This is a genomic window from Allobosea sp. GW821-FHT10B12, assembly GCF_059415545.1.
On sequence record NZ_JBWKNL010000001.1, the window covers coordinates 397403 to 413925 of the forward strand.

Annotated in this window: 13 protein-coding genes; 8 read left to right on the plus strand and 5 right to left on the minus strand. The window is 67.8% G+C overall.

The window, feature by feature from the left end:
* Positions 1 to 20: 20 nt before the first annotated feature.
* Positions 21 to 263, minus strand: coding sequence for a sulfurtransferase TusA family protein (locus tag AC07O0_RS01910; protein ID WP_494619565.1), 243 nt, complete (start codon positions 261 to 263; stop codon positions 21 to 23).
* A gap of 165 nt (positions 264 to 428) precedes the next feature.
* On the opposite strand from AC07O0_RS01910, the gene mobB reads away from it, so the two are divergent.
* Both mobB and AC07O0_RS01920 read left to right on the plus strand, forming a co-directional pair.
* On the plus strand, positions 429 to 959 hold the full coding sequence (gene mobB, locus AC07O0_RS01915) for a molybdopterin-guanine dinucleotide biosynthesis protein B (protein ID WP_494619567.1): 531 nt from the start codon (positions 429 to 431) through the stop codon (positions 957 to 959).
* A gap of 2 nt (positions 960 to 961) precedes the next feature.
* Complete coding sequence (locus AC07O0_RS01920) at positions 962 to 2215, plus strand: molybdopterin molybdotransferase MoeA (RefSeq protein ID WP_494619568.1); 1254 nt, start codon at positions 962 to 964, stop codon at positions 2213 to 2215.
* Between the two features lie 59 nt (positions 2216 to 2274).
* Here the strand turns inward: AC07O0_RS01920 and AC07O0_RS01925 are convergent, their stop codons facing one another.
* From AC07O0_RS01925 to AC07O0_RS01935, 3 genes are all read right to left on the minus strand, one after another.
* Positions 2275 to 3045: a TIGR02186 family protein gene (locus AC07O0_RS01925; RefSeq protein ID WP_494619569.1), complete on the minus strand. Its 771-nt coding sequence runs from the start codon at positions 3043 to 3045 to the stop codon at positions 2275 to 2277.
* Complete coding sequence (locus tag AC07O0_RS01930) at positions 3042 to 3974, minus strand: sulfite exporter TauE/SafE family protein (protein WP_494619570.1); 933 nt, start codon at positions 3972 to 3974, stop codon at positions 3042 to 3044. Before AC07O0_RS01930 ends, AC07O0_RS01925 begins: the two co-directional genes overlap by 4 nt.
* Before the next feature lie 245 nt (positions 3975 to 4219).
* Entirely contained in the window at positions 4220 to 7630 is a 3411-nt protein-coding gene (locus tag AC07O0_RS01935) for an SEL1-like repeat protein (RefSeq protein WP_494619572.1), read from the minus strand.
* A 355-nt stretch (positions 7631 to 7985) separates the two neighbouring features.
* On the opposite strand from AC07O0_RS01935, the gene AC07O0_RS01940 reads away from it, so the two are divergent.
* The 4 genes from AC07O0_RS01940 to AC07O0_RS01955 all read left to right on the plus strand — a co-directional run bounded on the left by AC07O0_RS01940 (position 7986) and on the right by AC07O0_RS01955 (position 14060).
* Positions 7986 to 8447: a MerR family transcriptional regulator gene (locus AC07O0_RS01940; RefSeq protein ID WP_494619574.1), complete on the plus strand. Its 462-nt coding sequence runs from the start codon at positions 7986 to 7988 to the stop codon at positions 8445 to 8447.
* A gap of 256 nt (positions 8448 to 8703) precedes the next feature.
* Positions 8704 to 10500, plus strand: a complete 1797-nt coding sequence (locus AC07O0_RS01945; protein ID WP_494619575.1) for an acyl-CoA dehydrogenase C-terminal domain-containing protein — start codon at positions 8704 to 8706, stop codon at positions 10498 to 10500.
* A gap of 135 nt (positions 10501 to 10635) precedes the next feature.
* Positions 10636 to 11844 (plus strand): acetyl-CoA C-acetyltransferase, encoded by a 1209-nt coding sequence (locus AC07O0_RS01950; protein ID WP_454026470.1) that lies wholly within the window; start codon positions 10636 to 10638, stop codon positions 11842 to 11844.
* Between the two features lie 11 nt (positions 11845 to 11855).
* On the plus strand, positions 11856 to 14060 hold the full coding sequence (locus AC07O0_RS01955; protein ID WP_494619576.1) for a 3-hydroxyacyl-CoA dehydrogenase NAD-binding domain-containing protein: 2205 nt from the start codon (positions 11856 to 11858) through the stop codon (positions 14058 to 14060).
* Here AC07O0_RS01955 and AC07O0_RS01960 read toward each other — a convergent pair whose 3' ends face one another.
* Complete coding sequence (locus tag AC07O0_RS01960; protein WP_494619578.1) at positions 14061 to 14963, minus strand: LysR family transcriptional regulator; 903 nt, start codon at positions 14961 to 14963, stop codon at positions 14061 to 14063.
* 130 nt (positions 14964 to 15093) lie between these two features.
* Here AC07O0_RS01960 and AC07O0_RS01965 point away from each other — a divergent pair, with 130 nt between their 5' ends.
* Positions 15094 to 15867: an SDR family oxidoreductase gene (locus AC07O0_RS01965; protein WP_494619579.1), complete on the plus strand. Its 774-nt coding sequence runs from the start codon at positions 15094 to 15096 to the stop codon at positions 15865 to 15867.
* Positions 15868 to 16022: 155 nt separating this feature from the next.
* Complete coding sequence (locus AC07O0_RS01970; RefSeq protein WP_494619581.1) at positions 16023 to 16517, plus strand: peptide deformylase; 495 nt, start codon at positions 16023 to 16025, stop codon at positions 16515 to 16517.
* Positions 16518 to 16523 lie beyond the last annotated feature (6 nt).

The window sequence follows — 16523 nt, forward strand, 5'->3', positions numbered from 1 at the left end:
TTTCCAGTGTTTGCGCGACGCTAGGCCGCGGCCTTGCGGATGTGGAAGGTCAGGAGCCGGCCATCGGCGCTGCTGTGCTCGAGCAGAGCGCTGCTCTCCCGCACGAGATTGGGGATGTCGATGGCGGCCAGCGGATCGGTGCACTCGACGACGAGGAGCGCACCCGGCGCGGCGCCGAGAAGCGCCTTGCGCACGCGAAGCGCCGGGTGCGGGCATTTGAGGCCGCGCAAGTCGAGCGGGATCGAAATCATCTCGCGTGTCATATGATGGCTTTTCGTGCAGCGGCAACAGCCGTTGCGCCGGAGATTGCGATCCGAGCCTCTGCAAGGCATGGCATGGTCGGCGAGCTTGACCGCCCGAGCCGATTTGCCTGATGACAGCCGGGCGCAGCTTGCGCCCGGCTTTGTCTCTTCAGGATATCCTTGGCGATGCGCGTGATCGGACTGGCGGGCTGGAGCGGAGCTGGCAAGACGACCCTGCTGACCAGGCTGATCCCCGAGCTCAACCGCCGCGGCGTCAGAGTCTCGACGATCAAGCATGCCCATCACGCCTTCGATCTCGACACGCCGGGCAAGGATTCGTGGGCACACCGCCAGGCCGGCGCCTCCGAGGTGCTGATCTCTTCGGCCAGGCGCTGGGCGCTGCTGCACGAGCTCCGCGATGAGCCGGAGCTTCAGCTGCCCGAGCTGCTGGTGCGGCTGTCGCCGGTCGATCTCGTCATCGTCGAGGGCTTCAAGCGCGACCCGCACGCCAAGCTCGAGGTCTATCGCGCTGCCAACGGCAAGCCACCCTTGCATCCGGAGGACCCCAGCATCGTCGCGATCGCCAGCGACACCGGCTTTCCGGATACCCGTCGTCCGGTGATTGGGCTCGACGACGTGCCGGCCATCGCCGATTGTCTCTTCGCCAACGCGCAGCCGCTCGACGCGGTCCTGGCGCGGGCGGAAGGGAGGCTCTGACGATGGCGCAACTCAGCGCGGATACCGACACCTTCGGGCCGATGCTGACGATCGAGCAGGCGGCCGAGCGCGCCGCCGAGCGCATCGCCGCCGTGGCCGGTACCGAGCTCGTCTCGCTCGCGCAGGCTGACGGACGCGTGCTCGCCAAGGATGTGATCTCGGCGGTCGACCTGCCGCCCTTCGCCAACTCCGCCGTCGACGGCTACGCGGTCCGCTTCGCCGACCTGGCGGCTGCGGCGGAGACGCGCCTGCCGCTCTTCGGCCGTATCGCGGCCGGCACCGACGCGACTGGTGTTGCGACGGAGGGGAGGGCCGTGCGCGTCTTCACCGGTGCGCCGCTGCCGGCCGGCGCCGACACGGTCTTCATGCAGGAGGACGTTGCGCTGGAGGGCGGCACCGTCGTGCTGCCGACCGGGCTGAAGCGCGGTGCCAATGCGCGGTCGGCGGGCGAGGACGTGCCGCGCGGCCGCATCGCGCTCGCGGCGGGCCGCAGGCTGCGCCCGCAGGAGCTGGCGCTGCTCGCCTCACTCGGCCTGGCCGATGTGGTGGTGCGTCGCCGCGTGCGGGTCGCGATCTTCTCGACGGGCGATGAACTCAGCGAGCCGGGCGCGGCCCTGTCGCCGGCCGGCATCTATGACGCCAATCGCAGCCTGCTGCGCGCGCTGGCAAGCCGAGCCGGCGCGGAGGTCATCGATCTCGGCATCCTGCGCGACGAGCCGGAGAGCCTCGCGGTGCGCCTGCGCGAGGCCGCGGCGAGCTGCGACCTGATCCTGACCTCCGGCGGCGTCTCGATCGGCGAGGAAGATCACGTCAAGACGGCCGTGGCGCGTGCCGGCGAGCTCGCCTTCTGGCGCGTCGCGATCAAGCCGGGCCGGCCGGTGGCGATGGGCCTCGTGGCCGGCACGCCCTTCATCGGCCTGCCTGGCAACCCGGTCGCGGTCTTCGTCACCTTCGCCTTCGTCGCCCGCACGGTGATCGCATTGCTCTCGGGCACGACGCCAGAACCGCTGCGTGGCCTGCCGGTCAGGCTCGGCTTTTCCTACAAGAAGAAAGCCGGCCGGCGCGAATATGTCCGTGTCGCGCTGACCCCGGGCCCGGACGGCATCGCCGTGGCGCGAAAGCACCCACGGGACGGCGTCGGCATGCTGACCTCGCTGACCGAGACCGATGGGCTGGTCGAACTCGCCGACGAACTGACTGTTGTCGCCGAGGGCACGATCGCGCCGTTCCTCGGCTACCAGATGCTGACGGGCTGAAGCATCGGACCGAAAAGTGGAATCCACTTTTCGGAGCAATCTGATGCGCAATCCGAGGCTCAGTCGCGTCGGAAGATCACCGTCGCCAGCCAGCCGAACAGCAGCGCGACAGCGACCGTCGCCAGGCCGTAGAGGAGCGGTCGGTCATGCGCGGCCGAGGCCATGCTCTGTTCCGCGCCGGTCTTCACCACCTCGAAATTGGTGGTCTGGCGCGCCAGCACCGAGCCGCCGGCATAGAGCAGCACCTCGACCTCGTAAGGGCCCGTCGGTGCGGTCGCCGGGATCTTGATCTGCGAGCTGAACAGGGCCGGCGACAGGAAGGTGACCCCGCGCTCGTCGAGCGTATAGAGCTGCTTGCCCTGGAGCGTCCGGATCAGGGCCTCGCGGAAGCGGCCGACATCGAAGTCGAAGTCGAAGCCGGCCTGCGAGCGCTGCGCATTGGCGAGGCCGATCCGGTCGCGCCGCGCCGCCTCCTCGGAGAGGATCTCCTTGATCGGCCGGTTGGTCGCGACCGAGAGATAGATCGAGCGGTCCGGGAAGCGGCGCTGGGTGCGATTGATCCAGATCGGGCCGATGCGCTCCTTTTCGCGCACGATCAGCATGCGCTGCGGCCCGCGAACCGTGACGACGATGTCGAAGGGGTCGGCGCGTGCCACCGAGCGCCCGTCGCGCTCGACCAGGCCGAACACCGCGAGCTGGTCGCCGGTGAAGTTGGAGGCGATCGCGATCCGATGCGTCGACAGCGCCGCGATCAACGTCTCGGCCGTCGCCGGCAGGCTGGCGAGCGCCGTGAGGCAGGCCGTCGCCAGGGCGAGCGCCGTCCGTCTCATCGCTGCGCTCCTTCCGGCACGACCACCGAATAGGGCTCGTTCGGCGGCAGGAAGAGCTCGACTGCGAAGCGCAGGCCGACCGACAGGATCAGCAGGGCCAGCAGCAGGCGGAACGACGAGACGTTGAGGTTGCGGGCGGCCCGGCCGCCGAACTGCGCGCCGATAACGCCGCCGACCAGCAGCAGCATGGCGAGTATGATGTCGACCGACTGGTTGGTGACGGCATGCAGCACCGTCGCGCCGGTCATGGTGACCAGGATCTGGAACAGCGAGGTGCCGACCACCACCGCTGGCGGAATCCGGAAGAAATAGATCAGCGCCGGCACGAGCATGAAGCCGCCGCCGACGCCGAGCACCGCCCCGATGAAGCCGATGATGACGGCCAGGCCCGCAATCGGGATCACGCTGGCATAGAGCTGCGAGCGCGGGAAACGCATGCGCAGCGGCAGGCCCATCCAGGGCGGGTGCGAGCCGGCCTCCCGCCGCAGGCGCGCCGGCTTGCCGGCGCGGTCGCGCATCGCGGCGCGCACCGCGTCGAACAGCATCAGCCCGCCGATGCAGGTGAAGAGCGTGACATAGGACAGGGTGATGACCAGCTCGAGCTGGCCCAGGCGCCGCATCGAGTTGAAGAACAGCACGCCCATGATCGTGCCGAATATGCCGCCCGAAACCAGAATGCCGCCGAGCTTGAAGTCGAGCGCGTTGCGCCGCCAATAGCTCAGCACGCCGGTCATCGACGAGCCGGCGACCTGGGCTGCGACAGTCGCGACCGCGACGGCAGGCGGGATGTCGAGGAAGATCAGCAGTGGCGTCAGCAGGAATCCGCCACCGACGCCGAACAGGCCCGAGATGAAGCCGACCGCGCCGCTGAGACCAAGGACGAGGAAAATGCTGATCGGCAGTTCCGCGATCGGGAGATAGATCTGCACTCTTCCAAACCCTGTCGGCCGCCGTCGCCTTCCCCATGCCCGGCATGTGCCGCAGAAGTGGATACCACTTTTGCGACGAGAACATGCCCGGCATGGCGGGCCGGCGCGAAATTCTTGCCGTCGCCCGATTCTGGCCGAACGAGAAACGCGCCGTAGCGGCGACACTACGGCGGAAACCTTTTCAATTTGTGCAGTTCTGGGGCGTTCTCGGGGGCCTGCCTTGCGCGAGAGGCGCGCCCAGAGGCTCAGCCGCGGCCGGGCTTTGCCGGTTTCTTCGCCGCGACCGGCTGTTCGTCCCAGCCCTTTGCCGGCGGCGTGACCTCGTTGGCGCTCGCCTCGAGCGGCTTCGGCTTCCAGCTCTCGGCGGCCGCCTTGGCGGCTGCGAGGTCGCTGGCGGAGAGCCGACCCGCCACTTCGTCGCGCTTGCGGCCGGCATCCTCGTCGCCCTGCGCGGCGGCGATGGCGAACCAGCGATAGGACTGGCCGAGATCGGCGGGGGCGCCGAGGCCGCGGCCGAGCAGGATGGCGAGGTTGTACTGGCTGTCGCGCACGCCATGCTCGGCGGCGCGGCGGAACCAGTCGGTCGCCGTGGCGTAGTCCGGCTTGCCGCCGGCGCCCTCGGCGTAGAGCACCGCGAGATTGTGCATTGCCTTCGCGTTGCCACGCTCGGCGGCGCGCCCGTACCAGACCTTGGCAAGGGACGGGTCGCGATTGGTGCCGATGCCTTTCTCGAACATATTGCCGAGCCGGAACTGCGCGGGCGTCAGACCGGCGACGGCCGCACGCTCGAACAGGCGCAGCGCCAGCTTGGGATCGCGGTTGGCCGGTGCGTCGGCCGCCTGGGCGGCGAGCTGATAGACGGCGCGCGCATCGCCGGAGAGCGCTGCCTTGCGCAGGCCTGCGCTGCCGACGCTCGACGGCAGGTCGCCGATGCCGGTGACGGTCTCGACCGCCTCAGTCGGGCTCTGCAGCGGCAGTGCAGCGACCATGGAAGGCACGGTCGTCGCCGGCGTTTCGGCAACGGCCGCAGGTCCCTCTGGTGCGGGAGCTATCGCCGCGGCCCGTGCCGGCGTCGTGCCGATCTGCAGCGGCGGCAGGGCGGAGTTCTGGTCCTTCGCCGGTGGTGTCGCGGGCTCCGCCGGAGCGCTCTGCGGCGCCGGCTGGGCGGCAGGCGCCTCGGCCGGAGCGGCCTTGACGGGGGCCGACTGCGTGCTCTCGTTCGCCACTTGCTTCTTGGCGCCCTGCTGGCCACCGGAGAAGACCTGAGCGGCGCCGATCGCAAGCACCAATGCAGCCAGGCCGAGCAGCAGCGGCCGACGACGCTTCTCGAGGATCTCCTTGAGGCGCCCGCCGCCGGAGGCCGCCTTGCCGGCCTTGCCGGCCTTGGTCGGTTCCGCCGCGCCGGCCGGTCCGGCCGCTGCGGCCTCGCTGGCAGCCTTGGCCGAGCGCCGTGCCGCGGCGATCAGGCTCTGGCGCACTGCCTGGGGATCGTTGCCTTGCGGGGCCGGCGCATCGGGACGCGGGCGGCCGGAGCCTGGCTCCAGCGGCAAGTCGAGCCCGCTGGTGCGGGGCAGCCGCGGCTCGGCGGCGAAGCGCTCGGCCATCATCGGGGCGGCCAAGGCGGGTGCCCTGGCATCCTCGGCCGGAGCGTGCGCCTGAGGCCGCGGCGCCGGCGTGCTGCTGCGCCGGCCGCGGTCGACACCGAGCTCGGCTTCGAGATCGCCGAGGCGGCCGATGATGGTCTCCAGCGTCCGGTGCACGGCACCGATCGCATCCTGGGTTTCGCGCCCGGACGAGACATGGGTCTCGCGCAGGCCGGTCATCAGGTCGCTGAGCTCGGAGAGGCTCGCGCCGCGCGGCGCCAGATCAGCCATGGCGGCGCGCGCCGCACGTTCGGCCACTGCGCTGGTGTCCTCGCGCATGCCCTGCAGATGGACGACGAGATCCTGCAGCGTCCGCTCGATGCCATGCTCGGCGGTGCGCGTCGCGGCCTGCTGGTCGAGCCGCTGCGTCAGGCCGGCGATCTGCTGCTCCAGCGCATCGAACGAATCCGAGCCGGCGCCCGGCCTACCGGCTTCGTCGATCTTGGCCGCGAGGCCGCGCAGCATGTCCTCGACCGGCCGCATATCGACGCGGGCGAGCGGCGTTCCGCCATCGTCGACCATCTGGGCGAGCGTGCTGGACGCGGTCAGCTGCTCGACGCGGCTGGCCAGCGTCTCGATCCGCTCCTCGAGCCGGCTCGGCGGCCTCTCCCCGACCTGCTCGAGCTTGATCACCAGGGCTTCGATGCGGTCCGCCAGCTCGTTGGAGACCGGGCGCCCGCTGGCGTCGATCTCGCCGAGGCGGGCGATCAGCTGGTCGACCTGTCCGTCGATGACCGAGGACTTCATCGCCGGCAGGGAATCGATCTTCTGGGCGAGCGATTCGACCTGGCGCGACAGGGCCAGCAGCGGCCCGCTGTCGCCGGCGCGCTCGTGCAGCCGGTCGGCGTGCAAGGTCTCGCGGACATCCTCGATCGCCAGCGACAGGCCATGCAGATCGCGCGTGTCGTCGCGCAGGCGCCCGACATCCGAGGTCAGCGCATTGAGCTGCAGCGAGAGATCGTCGAACCGGCGGCCATCGGTGGTCGAGACCACGTCGCGCAGCTCGGCGATCTCGCGCAGGACCGGCGCGAGCACCTGGCGGTCGCTGCCGCGTGTGGCGAGTGCGTCGACCTTGGCGGCGAGATGCGCGATCTCCAGCTCGAAGCGGTTGTAGCTTTCGTTCGGACGCGTCTCGGCAAGGCGGCCGATCTCGGCCTCGATGCGGGCCAGCGGCTTGAGGACGGGGTCGAGCCGGTCGCGCCCGTCGAAGCGGTCGAGCCGGGAGCCGAGCTCGCCGATCGCCCGCTCCAGCGGCCGGTAGGCGCTGCGCTGATCCTCGGCGTGCAGCGCAGGCTGCGCCGCGGGCGCGATCCGCTCGCCGAGCTGGCGCAGATCATCGCGCAGGCTGGCGAGCGACGAGGCAGGGGCCGGCCGCTCGAAGGCAGTGGCCCTCGCGGCGCCGTCGAGGGTGCGCTGGCGCGAACGGATGTCGGAAATGGCGGCGGCGAGGCCGTCGCGGCTGAGCGCCGGGCGCGCCGGCTGCGCCACGGGCCGGTGGTCGGCTTCTGTGGCGCGGCGCTCGATGCTGTGGAGGCGCTCGCCCATCGCCTTGATGGAATCGGCGATCACCGAGGTGGCACGCTCCTGCCGTTCCGCCGTGACCCGCTCGCCCTGTGACAGGCGGCTCTCGGTGCGCTCCATCCATTTGGCGATCGAATCGAGCGCGCTCGCCGTCCTGGCGTTGCTGTCCCGGGTCAGGCGCTCGGCCATCGCCGCCTGGGTGATGAATGCGTCCATGCGCTCGCGCGCCATGTCGGGTGCGGGAGCTGCCGTTCGGGGCGCAGCGGCGGTCTGCATCCCGCCCTGGGAGAGACGGGCAAGGCGCTCCGACAGCGCAATGATGTCCTGCTCTTCGGCATCGTTCGCCGCGGCGACGGGCTCACCGGCTTCTTCGCGAATCTTGCTGTCGAGCCATTCGCCAAGCGTCATGCCGGCCCGGCGAGCCGCAGCCTTCGCCGCGTCGCGTGTGCGCGGGTCGACGCCTTTGACGCTCCAGGGCAGGCTGGTCGCCATGTTACGTTCGCCTCGAGGGGCAGGTCTTGGCCAAGGACATCCGCTGCCCCCTCATGCGGCGGCGTCCTGCGATCCTGGCAATCATGAACATCGGGTTGATGCGAACGAGGCTGGAGATCGCGGCACCGACTTTTCGCTCTCACGGTAAACAGAGCGTTAAGATCAGCGGGGCGGCCGTTAATTTTTCGGCAACGCATGCGGAGCAGGCTGGGAGGGCCGGGTATAACGGTAACTTACCCCCACCTCAGGGCGAGGGAGGTGACGTAAGGGAGCCGCTAAGCCTACATTGCCGGCAACGCTGGGGCGCATTCCGAAGGGACAGATGCCCCGCTCCGCAACCTGCAAGGACCTAAACATGTCGCGCCAAAGCTCGGCTCTGGCGGCCACGCCCAATTACGACGGCCGCACTGCCTCTGCCCAGACAACGAACGACGCCGCAACCGGTGGCTTCACCATCAGCGATCTCGCCCGCGAATTCGGCGTCACCCTGCGCACTTTGCGCTTCTATGAATCGCGCGGCCTGCTGGCGCCGGCTCGCTCTGGCCTGACCCGGATCTACTCCGGTCGCGACCGGTCCCGGCTCGCGCTCATCCTCAAGGGCAAGCAGCTCGGCTTCACCCTGGTCGAGATCCGCGCCATGCTCGCCAACGAGGAAGGCAAGGAGATCAAGGGCAAGGAGCCGTCCGCCTCGGTCGGCGGCCTGCAGCTCAGTCGCGGTCAGATCGCCGAGCAGCTTGAATTGCTGCGCAATCAGCGCAGCGAGATCGAAGCCGCCATCGCCGAACTCGAAGCGACCCTGGCGCGCCTCGACGCCTGAGCATCGGCCGCATCGGCGGCCTTCCACCACGATCACGATGCCCCGAGCCCTGACCGGTTCGGGGCATTTTTCGTTTGCAAGCGCATCGCCGCTCGCGTCAATCTTGCGGAAAGCGCTGTCCGGACGAAAAAGTTGATGCGGCCCCTTGGCAAGGCGTGAGCAGATAGTTTATATGTGAACTATCTCGAAGCGCCGCTGTCATGTCGAGCCGGCAAGCTTCGCCACGAAGGCTGCACGAAACGCCAGGGAGGATGCGATGCCGGTCTACAAGGCGCCTGTCGAGGACACGCTGTTCCTGCTCAACGATGTCTTCCAGCTCGAGCGCTACAACAACCTCCCGGGCTTCGCCGAGGCGACGCCGGACCTGGTCGAGGCCGTGCTGGGTGAGGGCGCCAAGCTCTGCGAGGAGGTGCTGCAGCCGCTCAACCATTCCGGCGACCAGGAAGGTTGCAAGCGCAATGCCGACGGCTCGGTGACGACGCCGAAGGGATTCAAGCAGGCCTATGAAGCCTACGCCGCCGGCGGCTGGGTCGGGCTCGCCATGGATCCCGAATATGGCGGCCAGGGCCTGCCCTATACGCTTGGCGCGATCATGAACGAGTTCTCCTCCTCGGCGAACATGGCCTTCGCCATGTATCCCGGCCTGACCATGGGCGCGATGGCCGCGCTCTATGTCCACGGCTCCGAGGAGCAGAAGCGCACCTATCTGCCGAAGATGGCCGAGGGCACCTGGTCGGGCACGATGAACCTGACCGAGCCGCATTGCGGTACCGATCTCGGCCTGATCAAGACCAAGGCCGTGCCGAACGGCGACGGCTCCTATGTGATCACCGGCACCAAGATCTTCATCTCGGCCGGCGAGCAGGACATCACCGAGAACATCATCCACCTCGTGCTCGCCCGCATCGAGGGCGCGCCGCAGGGCGTCAAGGGCATCTCGCTCTTCGTCGTGCCGCGCAACGAGGTCGGCGCCGACGGCTCGGTCGGCGCGAACAACAAGGTGTCCTGCGGCTCGATCGAGCACAAGATGGGCATCCACGGCAATTCGACCTGCGTCATGAACTATGACGGGGCCAAGGGCTGGCTGATCGGGACCGAGAACAAGGGCCTCAACGCCATGTTCGTGATGATGAACGAGGCTCGCCTCGGCGTCGCGATCCAGGGCCTGGCCCAGTCCGAGGTCGCCTATCAGAACGCCGTCGTCTACGCCAAGGACCGCCTGCAGGGCCGGGCGCTGACCGGCGCCAAGAGCCCCGACAAGCCGGCCGATCCGCTCTTCGTCCATCCGGACGTGCGCCGCACGCTGATGTCGATCAAGGCCTTCAACGAGGCGGCCCGCGCCTTCGTGCTCTGGAACGCGATCAAGTCCGACGTCGCCCACCGCTCCGACGATGCGGCCGAGCGTCAGGCTGCGGACGACCAGCTCGGCCTGATGACCCCAGTGCTGAAGGGCGTGCTCACCGATGTCGGCTTCGACAATGCGGTGAAGGCCCAGCAGATGTATGGCGGCCATGGCTACATCGCCGAGCACGGCATGGAGCAGTTCGTCCGCGATGCCCGCATCGCCATGATCTACGAGGGCGCCAACGGCGTTCAGGCGATGGACCTGGTCGGCCGCAAGCTCGGCCGCGACGGTGGCCGCGCCATCATGGCCTTCTTCAACGAGGTCGGCGCCTTCGTGAAGGAGAACGAGGCGGACGAGGCGCTGAAGCCGCTGCTGGTTTCGCTCGCCGCCTCGCTCGGCCATCTCCAGCAGGCGACGATGTGGTTCATGCAGAACGCCCTCGCCAAGCCCGACAATGCCGGCGCCGGCGCGCATGACTACATGCACCTGCTCGGCCTGGTCTCGCTCGGCTATATGTGGGCGAAGATGGCCAAGGTCGCGCAGGACAAGCTCAAGGCCGGCGCCAATGGCCAGGCCGAGCGCATGAACGCCAAGCTCGTCACCGCCCGCTTCTTCATGGAGCGCTCGCTCCCTGAGACCGCGGCGCATCTCGCCCGCATCACTTCCGGCTCCGACGCCACGATGGCGCTGAGCGCCGAGCAGTTCTGAACGCGAACCTCATGCCCGGGCCTATACCCGGGCATCTCTTGCAGAATTGCCTCGTCATGAGATGGTCGGGCCGAGCCCGACCATGACGGCGGGGACCGAAACGAGCCGCAATTGCGGCCAGCCCGGGAGGCCTTGATGGCTGAAGCCTTCATCTACGATCACGTCCGGACGCCGCGCGGCAAGGGCAAGGCCGACGGTTCACTCCACGAGGTCACCGCGATCGAATTGGGCACGCAGACCCTGCGCGCCATCAAGGACCGGAACAATCTCGATCCCAAGCTGGTCGAGGACGTGGTCTATGGCTGCGTCGATCCGGTTGGCGAGGCCGGCGCCGACATCGCCCGCACGGTCGCGCTGAAAGCCGGCTACGGCAAGGAAGTGCCGGGCGTGCAGATCAACCGCTTCTGCGCCTCGGGCCTCGATGCGGTGAACCTCGCCGCGGCGCAGGTCATGTCCGGCCAGAAGGAGATGACGATCGGCGGCGGCGTCGAGAGCATGTCCCGCATCGGCATGGGCGCCTCGGGCTTCGGCATCGCGGTCGACCCCTCAGTCGCGATCGACACCTATTTCATGCCGCAGGGCGTCTCGGCCGACCTGATCGCGACGAAGTATGGTTTCTCGCGCGATGATGTCGACGCCTATGCCGTGCGCTCGCACAAGCGCGCCGCTGCCGCCTGGCAGGCCGGACACTTCAAGAACTCGGTGATCCCCGTCACCGACGTCAACGGCCTGATCATCCTCGACCGCGACGAGACCATTCGCCCGGCGACCGACATGCAGGCGCTCGCCGCGCTCAAGGCTTCCTTCGTCCAGATGGGCGAGATGGGCGGCTTCGATGCGGTCGCAACCGCGGCGCATCCGGATGTCGAGTTCGTCAACCACGTCCACCATGCCGGCAATTCCTCCGGCATCGTCGATGGCGCGGCCGCCGTGCTGGTCGGCTCGAAGAAGGCCGGCAAGGCCGCGGGCCTGAAACCCCGCGCCCGCATCAAGGCCTTCGCCACCACCGGCTCCGACCTCGCACTGATGCTGACCGGCCCGGTCGACGTCACCGAGCTCGTCCTGAAAAAGGCCGGCATGAGCGTCAAGGACATCGACCTGTTCGAATTGAACGAGGCCTTCTCCTCGGTCGTGCTGCGCTATCAGCAGGCCTTCGACATCGACGACGCCGTGCTCAACGTCAATGGCGGCGCCATCGCCATGGGCCACCCGCTCGGCGCCACCGGCGCGATGATTTTGGGCACCGTGCTCGACGAGCTCGAGCGCACCAACAAGCAGACCGCTCTGGTCACGCTCTGCGTCGCAGTCGGCATGGGCGTCGCCACCATCATCGAACGGGTTTGAGGAGAGAGCCGATGAACCTCGTCAATTTCCGCTTCGAGACCGACGCCGACGGCATCGCCACCCTGACCTGGGACATGCCCGAGCGCTCGATGAACGTCATCACCCCGCAGGTGATGGAAGAGCTTAACCAGGTCGTCGACAAGGTCGCCTCCGACGAGGCGATCAAGGGCTGCGTCATCGTCTCCGGCAAGGAGGCCTTCTCCGGCGGCGCCGACCTCACCATGCTGCAGGGCCTGCGCGACCTCTATGTCAAGCTCGCCAAGGAGCAGGGCGAGCAGATCGCGATGCAGCGCTTCTTCGACGAGAGCCGCAAGCTCTCGCTGCTTTATCGCAAGCTCGAGACCTGCGGGAAGCCGTTCGCGGCGGCGATCCATGGCGTCTGCCTCGGCGGCGCCTTCGAGCTCGCGCTGTCCTGCCAGCTCCGCGTCGTCTCCGACGATGCCTCGACCCGCGTCGGCCTGCCCGAGATCAAGGTCGGCCTGTTCCCCGGCGCCGGCGGCACCCAGCGCGTCTCGCGCCTGATGCAGACCGGCGACGCGCTGCAGATGATGTTCAAGGGCGACCAGATCAAGGCGCTGCCGGCCCGCAATTCCGGCCTCGTCCATGCCGTGCTGCCGCGCGACCAGATCGTCGCCGCCGCCAAGGAGTGGCTCAAGGCCAATCCGCAGGCGAAGCAGCCCTGGGAAGACCCGAAGTTCAAGCTGCCCTCCAACAAGGTCCACTCGCCGGCCGGCATGCAGATCTGGCCGCCGGCCAATGCGATCTATCGCCGCGAGACCAACGACAATTACCCGGCCGCCCGCGCCATCCTGAGCGCGGTCTATGAGGGCCTGCAGCTGCCGATGGACCTCGCACTGAAGGTCGAGAGCCGCTATTTCGCCAAGATCCTGCGGACGAAGGAGGCGGCCTCGATGATCCGCTCGCTCTTCGTCTCGATGCAGGAGCTGAACAAGGGCGCCCGCCGCCCGGCCGATGTTCCCGCTTCGAAGCTGAAAAAGGTCGGCGTCGTCGGCGCCGGCTTCATGGGCGCCGGCATCGCCTATGTCACCGCCAATGCCGGTATCGAGGTCGTGCTCGTCGATCGCGACATCGAGGCGGCCGAGAAGGGCAAGGCCTATTCGCACAAGCTGGTGACCGACCAGATCACCAAGGGCCGCGCCAAGACCGCCGATCGCGACGCGCTGCTCGGCCGGATCAAGGCCTCGGCCGATTATGCCGACCTCAAGGGCTGCGATCTGATCGTCGAAGCGGTGTTCGAGGATCCCAAGGTCAAGGCCGAGGTTATCGCCAAGGTCGAGGCCGTGGTCGGCCCCAAGACCATCTTCGGCTCCAACACCTCGACGCTGCCGATCACCGGCCTCGCCGAGCATAGCGAGCGCCCGAAGAATTTCATCGGCATCCACTTCTTCTCGCCGGTCGAGAAGATGCTGCTGGTCGAGATCATCATGGCCAAGAAGACCGGCAAGAAGGCGCTCGCCATGGCGCTCGACTTCGTCCGCGCCATCAAGAAGACGCCGATCGTCGTCAACGACGCCAGAGGCTTCTACGCCAATCGCTGCGTCGGCAACTACATCCGCGAGGGCCACCTCATGCTGATGGAAGGCGTGCCGCCGGCGATGATCGAGGCTGCCGGCAAGCAGGCCGGCATGCCGGTCGGCCCGCTCTCGCTCAATGACGAAGTCGCGGTCGATCTCGCCTACAAGGTGCTGAAGGCGACCAAGGCCCAGCTCGGCGAAGCCTCCGTCGATCCGGCGCAGGAGAAGCTGCTCAACGAGATGGTCGAGAAGCATGGCCGCCTCGGCCGCAAGAACAGGAAGGGCTTCTACGACTATCCGGAAGCCGGTCCCAAGCGGCTCTGGCCCGGCCTCGCCGAGCTCACCAAGAACAAGCTCGAGCCTGAGCTCATCGACATGGAAGAGCTGAAGCACCGCCTGCTGGTCACCCAGGCGCTCGAAGCGGCCAAGACCTATGAGGAAGGCGTCGTCACCGATCCACGCGAGGCCGATGTCGGCTCGATCATCGGCTTCGGCTTCGCGCCCTATTCGGGTGGCACGCTGTCCTATATCGACAATATGGGCGCGGCGGCCTTCGTGAAGCTCTGCGAGGGGTTGGCGAAGAAACATGGCGAGCGCTTCAAGCCGAACCGTTTGCTGAAGCGCATGGCCAAGACCGGCGAGAGCTTCTACGGCGCGGCCGAGAAGAAGGCCGCGGCCTGATCAGGCGAAGAGCCGCTCCCTGAGGAGCGGCTCCAGCCAGTCGGCGAAGACCTTGAGCCGGCGCGACAGATGCTGCCGGTGCGGATAGAGCAGGGCGACCGGCATCGGTTCGGCCCTGTGCTCCGGCATCACCTCGATGAGCTCGCCCGCTGCCATATGCGCGGCGACGTCATAGGCCGGGATCTGGATCAGCCCGAGCCCGGAAAGGCAGCAGGCGATATAGGCCTCCGCGCTGTTGACGGTGACGCGGCCGGCCATCGTCCGGCTGTGCTGCCGCTCGCCCTCCAGCCATTGCCAGTCTTCGACCGCACCGGTCGAGGGCGAGGCATAGTGCACCGCTTCGTGGCTTGAGAGATTCTCCGGGCCTTCCGGCACTCCAAACCGCGCCAGATAGGCCGGGCTCGCGACATTGATCAGCCTGAGCTCCCCGAGATTGCGCGCGATCAGACTTGAATCGCTGAGCGGTCCGACCCGCAGCACGCAGTCGACGCTGTCCTCGACCAGATTGACCGCACGGTCGGTGACGCCGAGTTGGACGGAGATATCGGGATAGCGCGCCAGGAAATCGGGCAGGGCCGGGGCGATGATCAGCCGGCCGATTCGGCCGGGTACGTCGATCCTCAGCTTACCAGATGGCCCGTCGCCGGCGCTGCGGAACAAAGTCTCGGCTTCCTCGACCTCGGCGATCAATCTGAGACAGCGCTCGTAGAAGGCGAGACCGTCCTGCGTCGGTGCGACATGGCGGGTCGTGCGATGCAGCAGCCGTGTCCCAAGCCGGTCCTCCAGCAGCCGGATCGCGGCCGAGACCGAGGAGCGCGGCTGGCCGAGCGTCGCCGCGGCCCGGGTGAAGCTGGCGCATTCGACGACGCGGGCGAAGGTGGCGAAGAGCTCAATCCGGTCCATGGCCGGCACGATGTGATTGTTCGTCCTTGCTGACAAGTCATGTCAGCTTATCCAGCTTTATCGGGATAATCGGCCAACTACCTTGCTGACAGGGCGAAGCGAGTTCGCAACGACAGCAGGAGACAGGGCCATGGCCGACCACAGCATCAAGGGCAAGACCGTCATCATCGCCGGCGGCGCCAAGAATCTCGGCGGTTTGCTGGCCCGCGATCTCGCCGCCCATGGCGCCAAGGCGGTGGCTGTGCACTACAACAGTGCCGCGACCAAAGCGGAGGCCGATGCGACCGTCGCCGCGGTGAAGGCTGCAGGTGCTGAGGCCGCCGCCTTCCAGGCCGACCTCACCACGGCCGGCGCCGTCGGGAAGCTCTTCGCCGATGCGGTCGCCACGCTCGGCCGGCCCGATATCGCGATCAACACCGTCGGCAAGGTGCTGAAGAAGCCGATGGCCGAGATCAGCGAGGCCGAGTATGACGAGATGGCCGCGGTGAATTCGAAATCGGCCTTCTTCTTCCTCAAGGAGGCCGGCAAGGCGCTGAACGACAACGGCAAGATCACCACGGTGGTGACCTCGCTGCTCGGCGCCTTCACGCCGTTCTATGCCGCCTATGCCGGGATGAAGGCCCCGGTCGAGCACTTCACCCGCGCCGCCTCCAAGGAGTTCGGCGAGCGCGGCATCTCCGTCACCGCGATCGGTCCCGGCCCGATGGACACGCCCTTCTTCTATCCGGCGGAGGGGGCGGATGCGGTCGCCTATCACAAGACGGCGGCGGCGCTGTCGACGTTCTCGAAGACCGGCCTCACCGACATCGAGGACATCGTCCCCTTCATCCGCTTTCTGGTCTCGGATGGTTGGTGGATGACCGGCCAGACCATCCTGGTCAATGGCGGCTACACCACGAAGTGAGCGCGGAGAATTAGGCTGGTGTCCGACCAGATCGCGATATCGGCCTTGTGGGAAACGACGCATTGCAATCCAGAGAGTGTGGAGCGTCGTTGTCTGGGTTGCTACGCTGCCCTTACAGCGACGCCGTAGCCGGGGAAACCCACGACGATATTGCGATGCCTGTTCGACCGATCCTGAGCTTCCCCGATCCGCGCCTGCGGCTGCCCGCTCCACCGGTCACGCGTTTCGATGCGGATCTGCGTGCGCTTGCCGAAGACCTTCTCGACACGATGCGGGCGGCGCCAGGCATCGGCATCACCGCGCCGCATATTGGCGTGCTCTCGCGGCTCGTCGTACTGGAGCTCTCGCCCGGCGAGGTCCGCACCTATGTCAATCCGGAACTGGACCAGGTCTCGCGCGAAACCATCCGCCACACCGAAGGCAGCGTCTCGATGCCGGGCGTCACGGACGAGCTCGAGCGCCATGCCCGCATCCGCGTGCGCTATGAGGATCTCGACGGCAGGGAGCAAAGCGAGGATGCGGACGGCCTGCTGTCCGTCTGCCACCAGCACGAGATCGACCAGCTCGATGGCATCTTCTGGATCGATCGCCTGTCGCGCCTCAAGCGCGACCGACTGATCGCCCGCTACAGCAAGCTGCGGCGGGGCTGAGCGGAT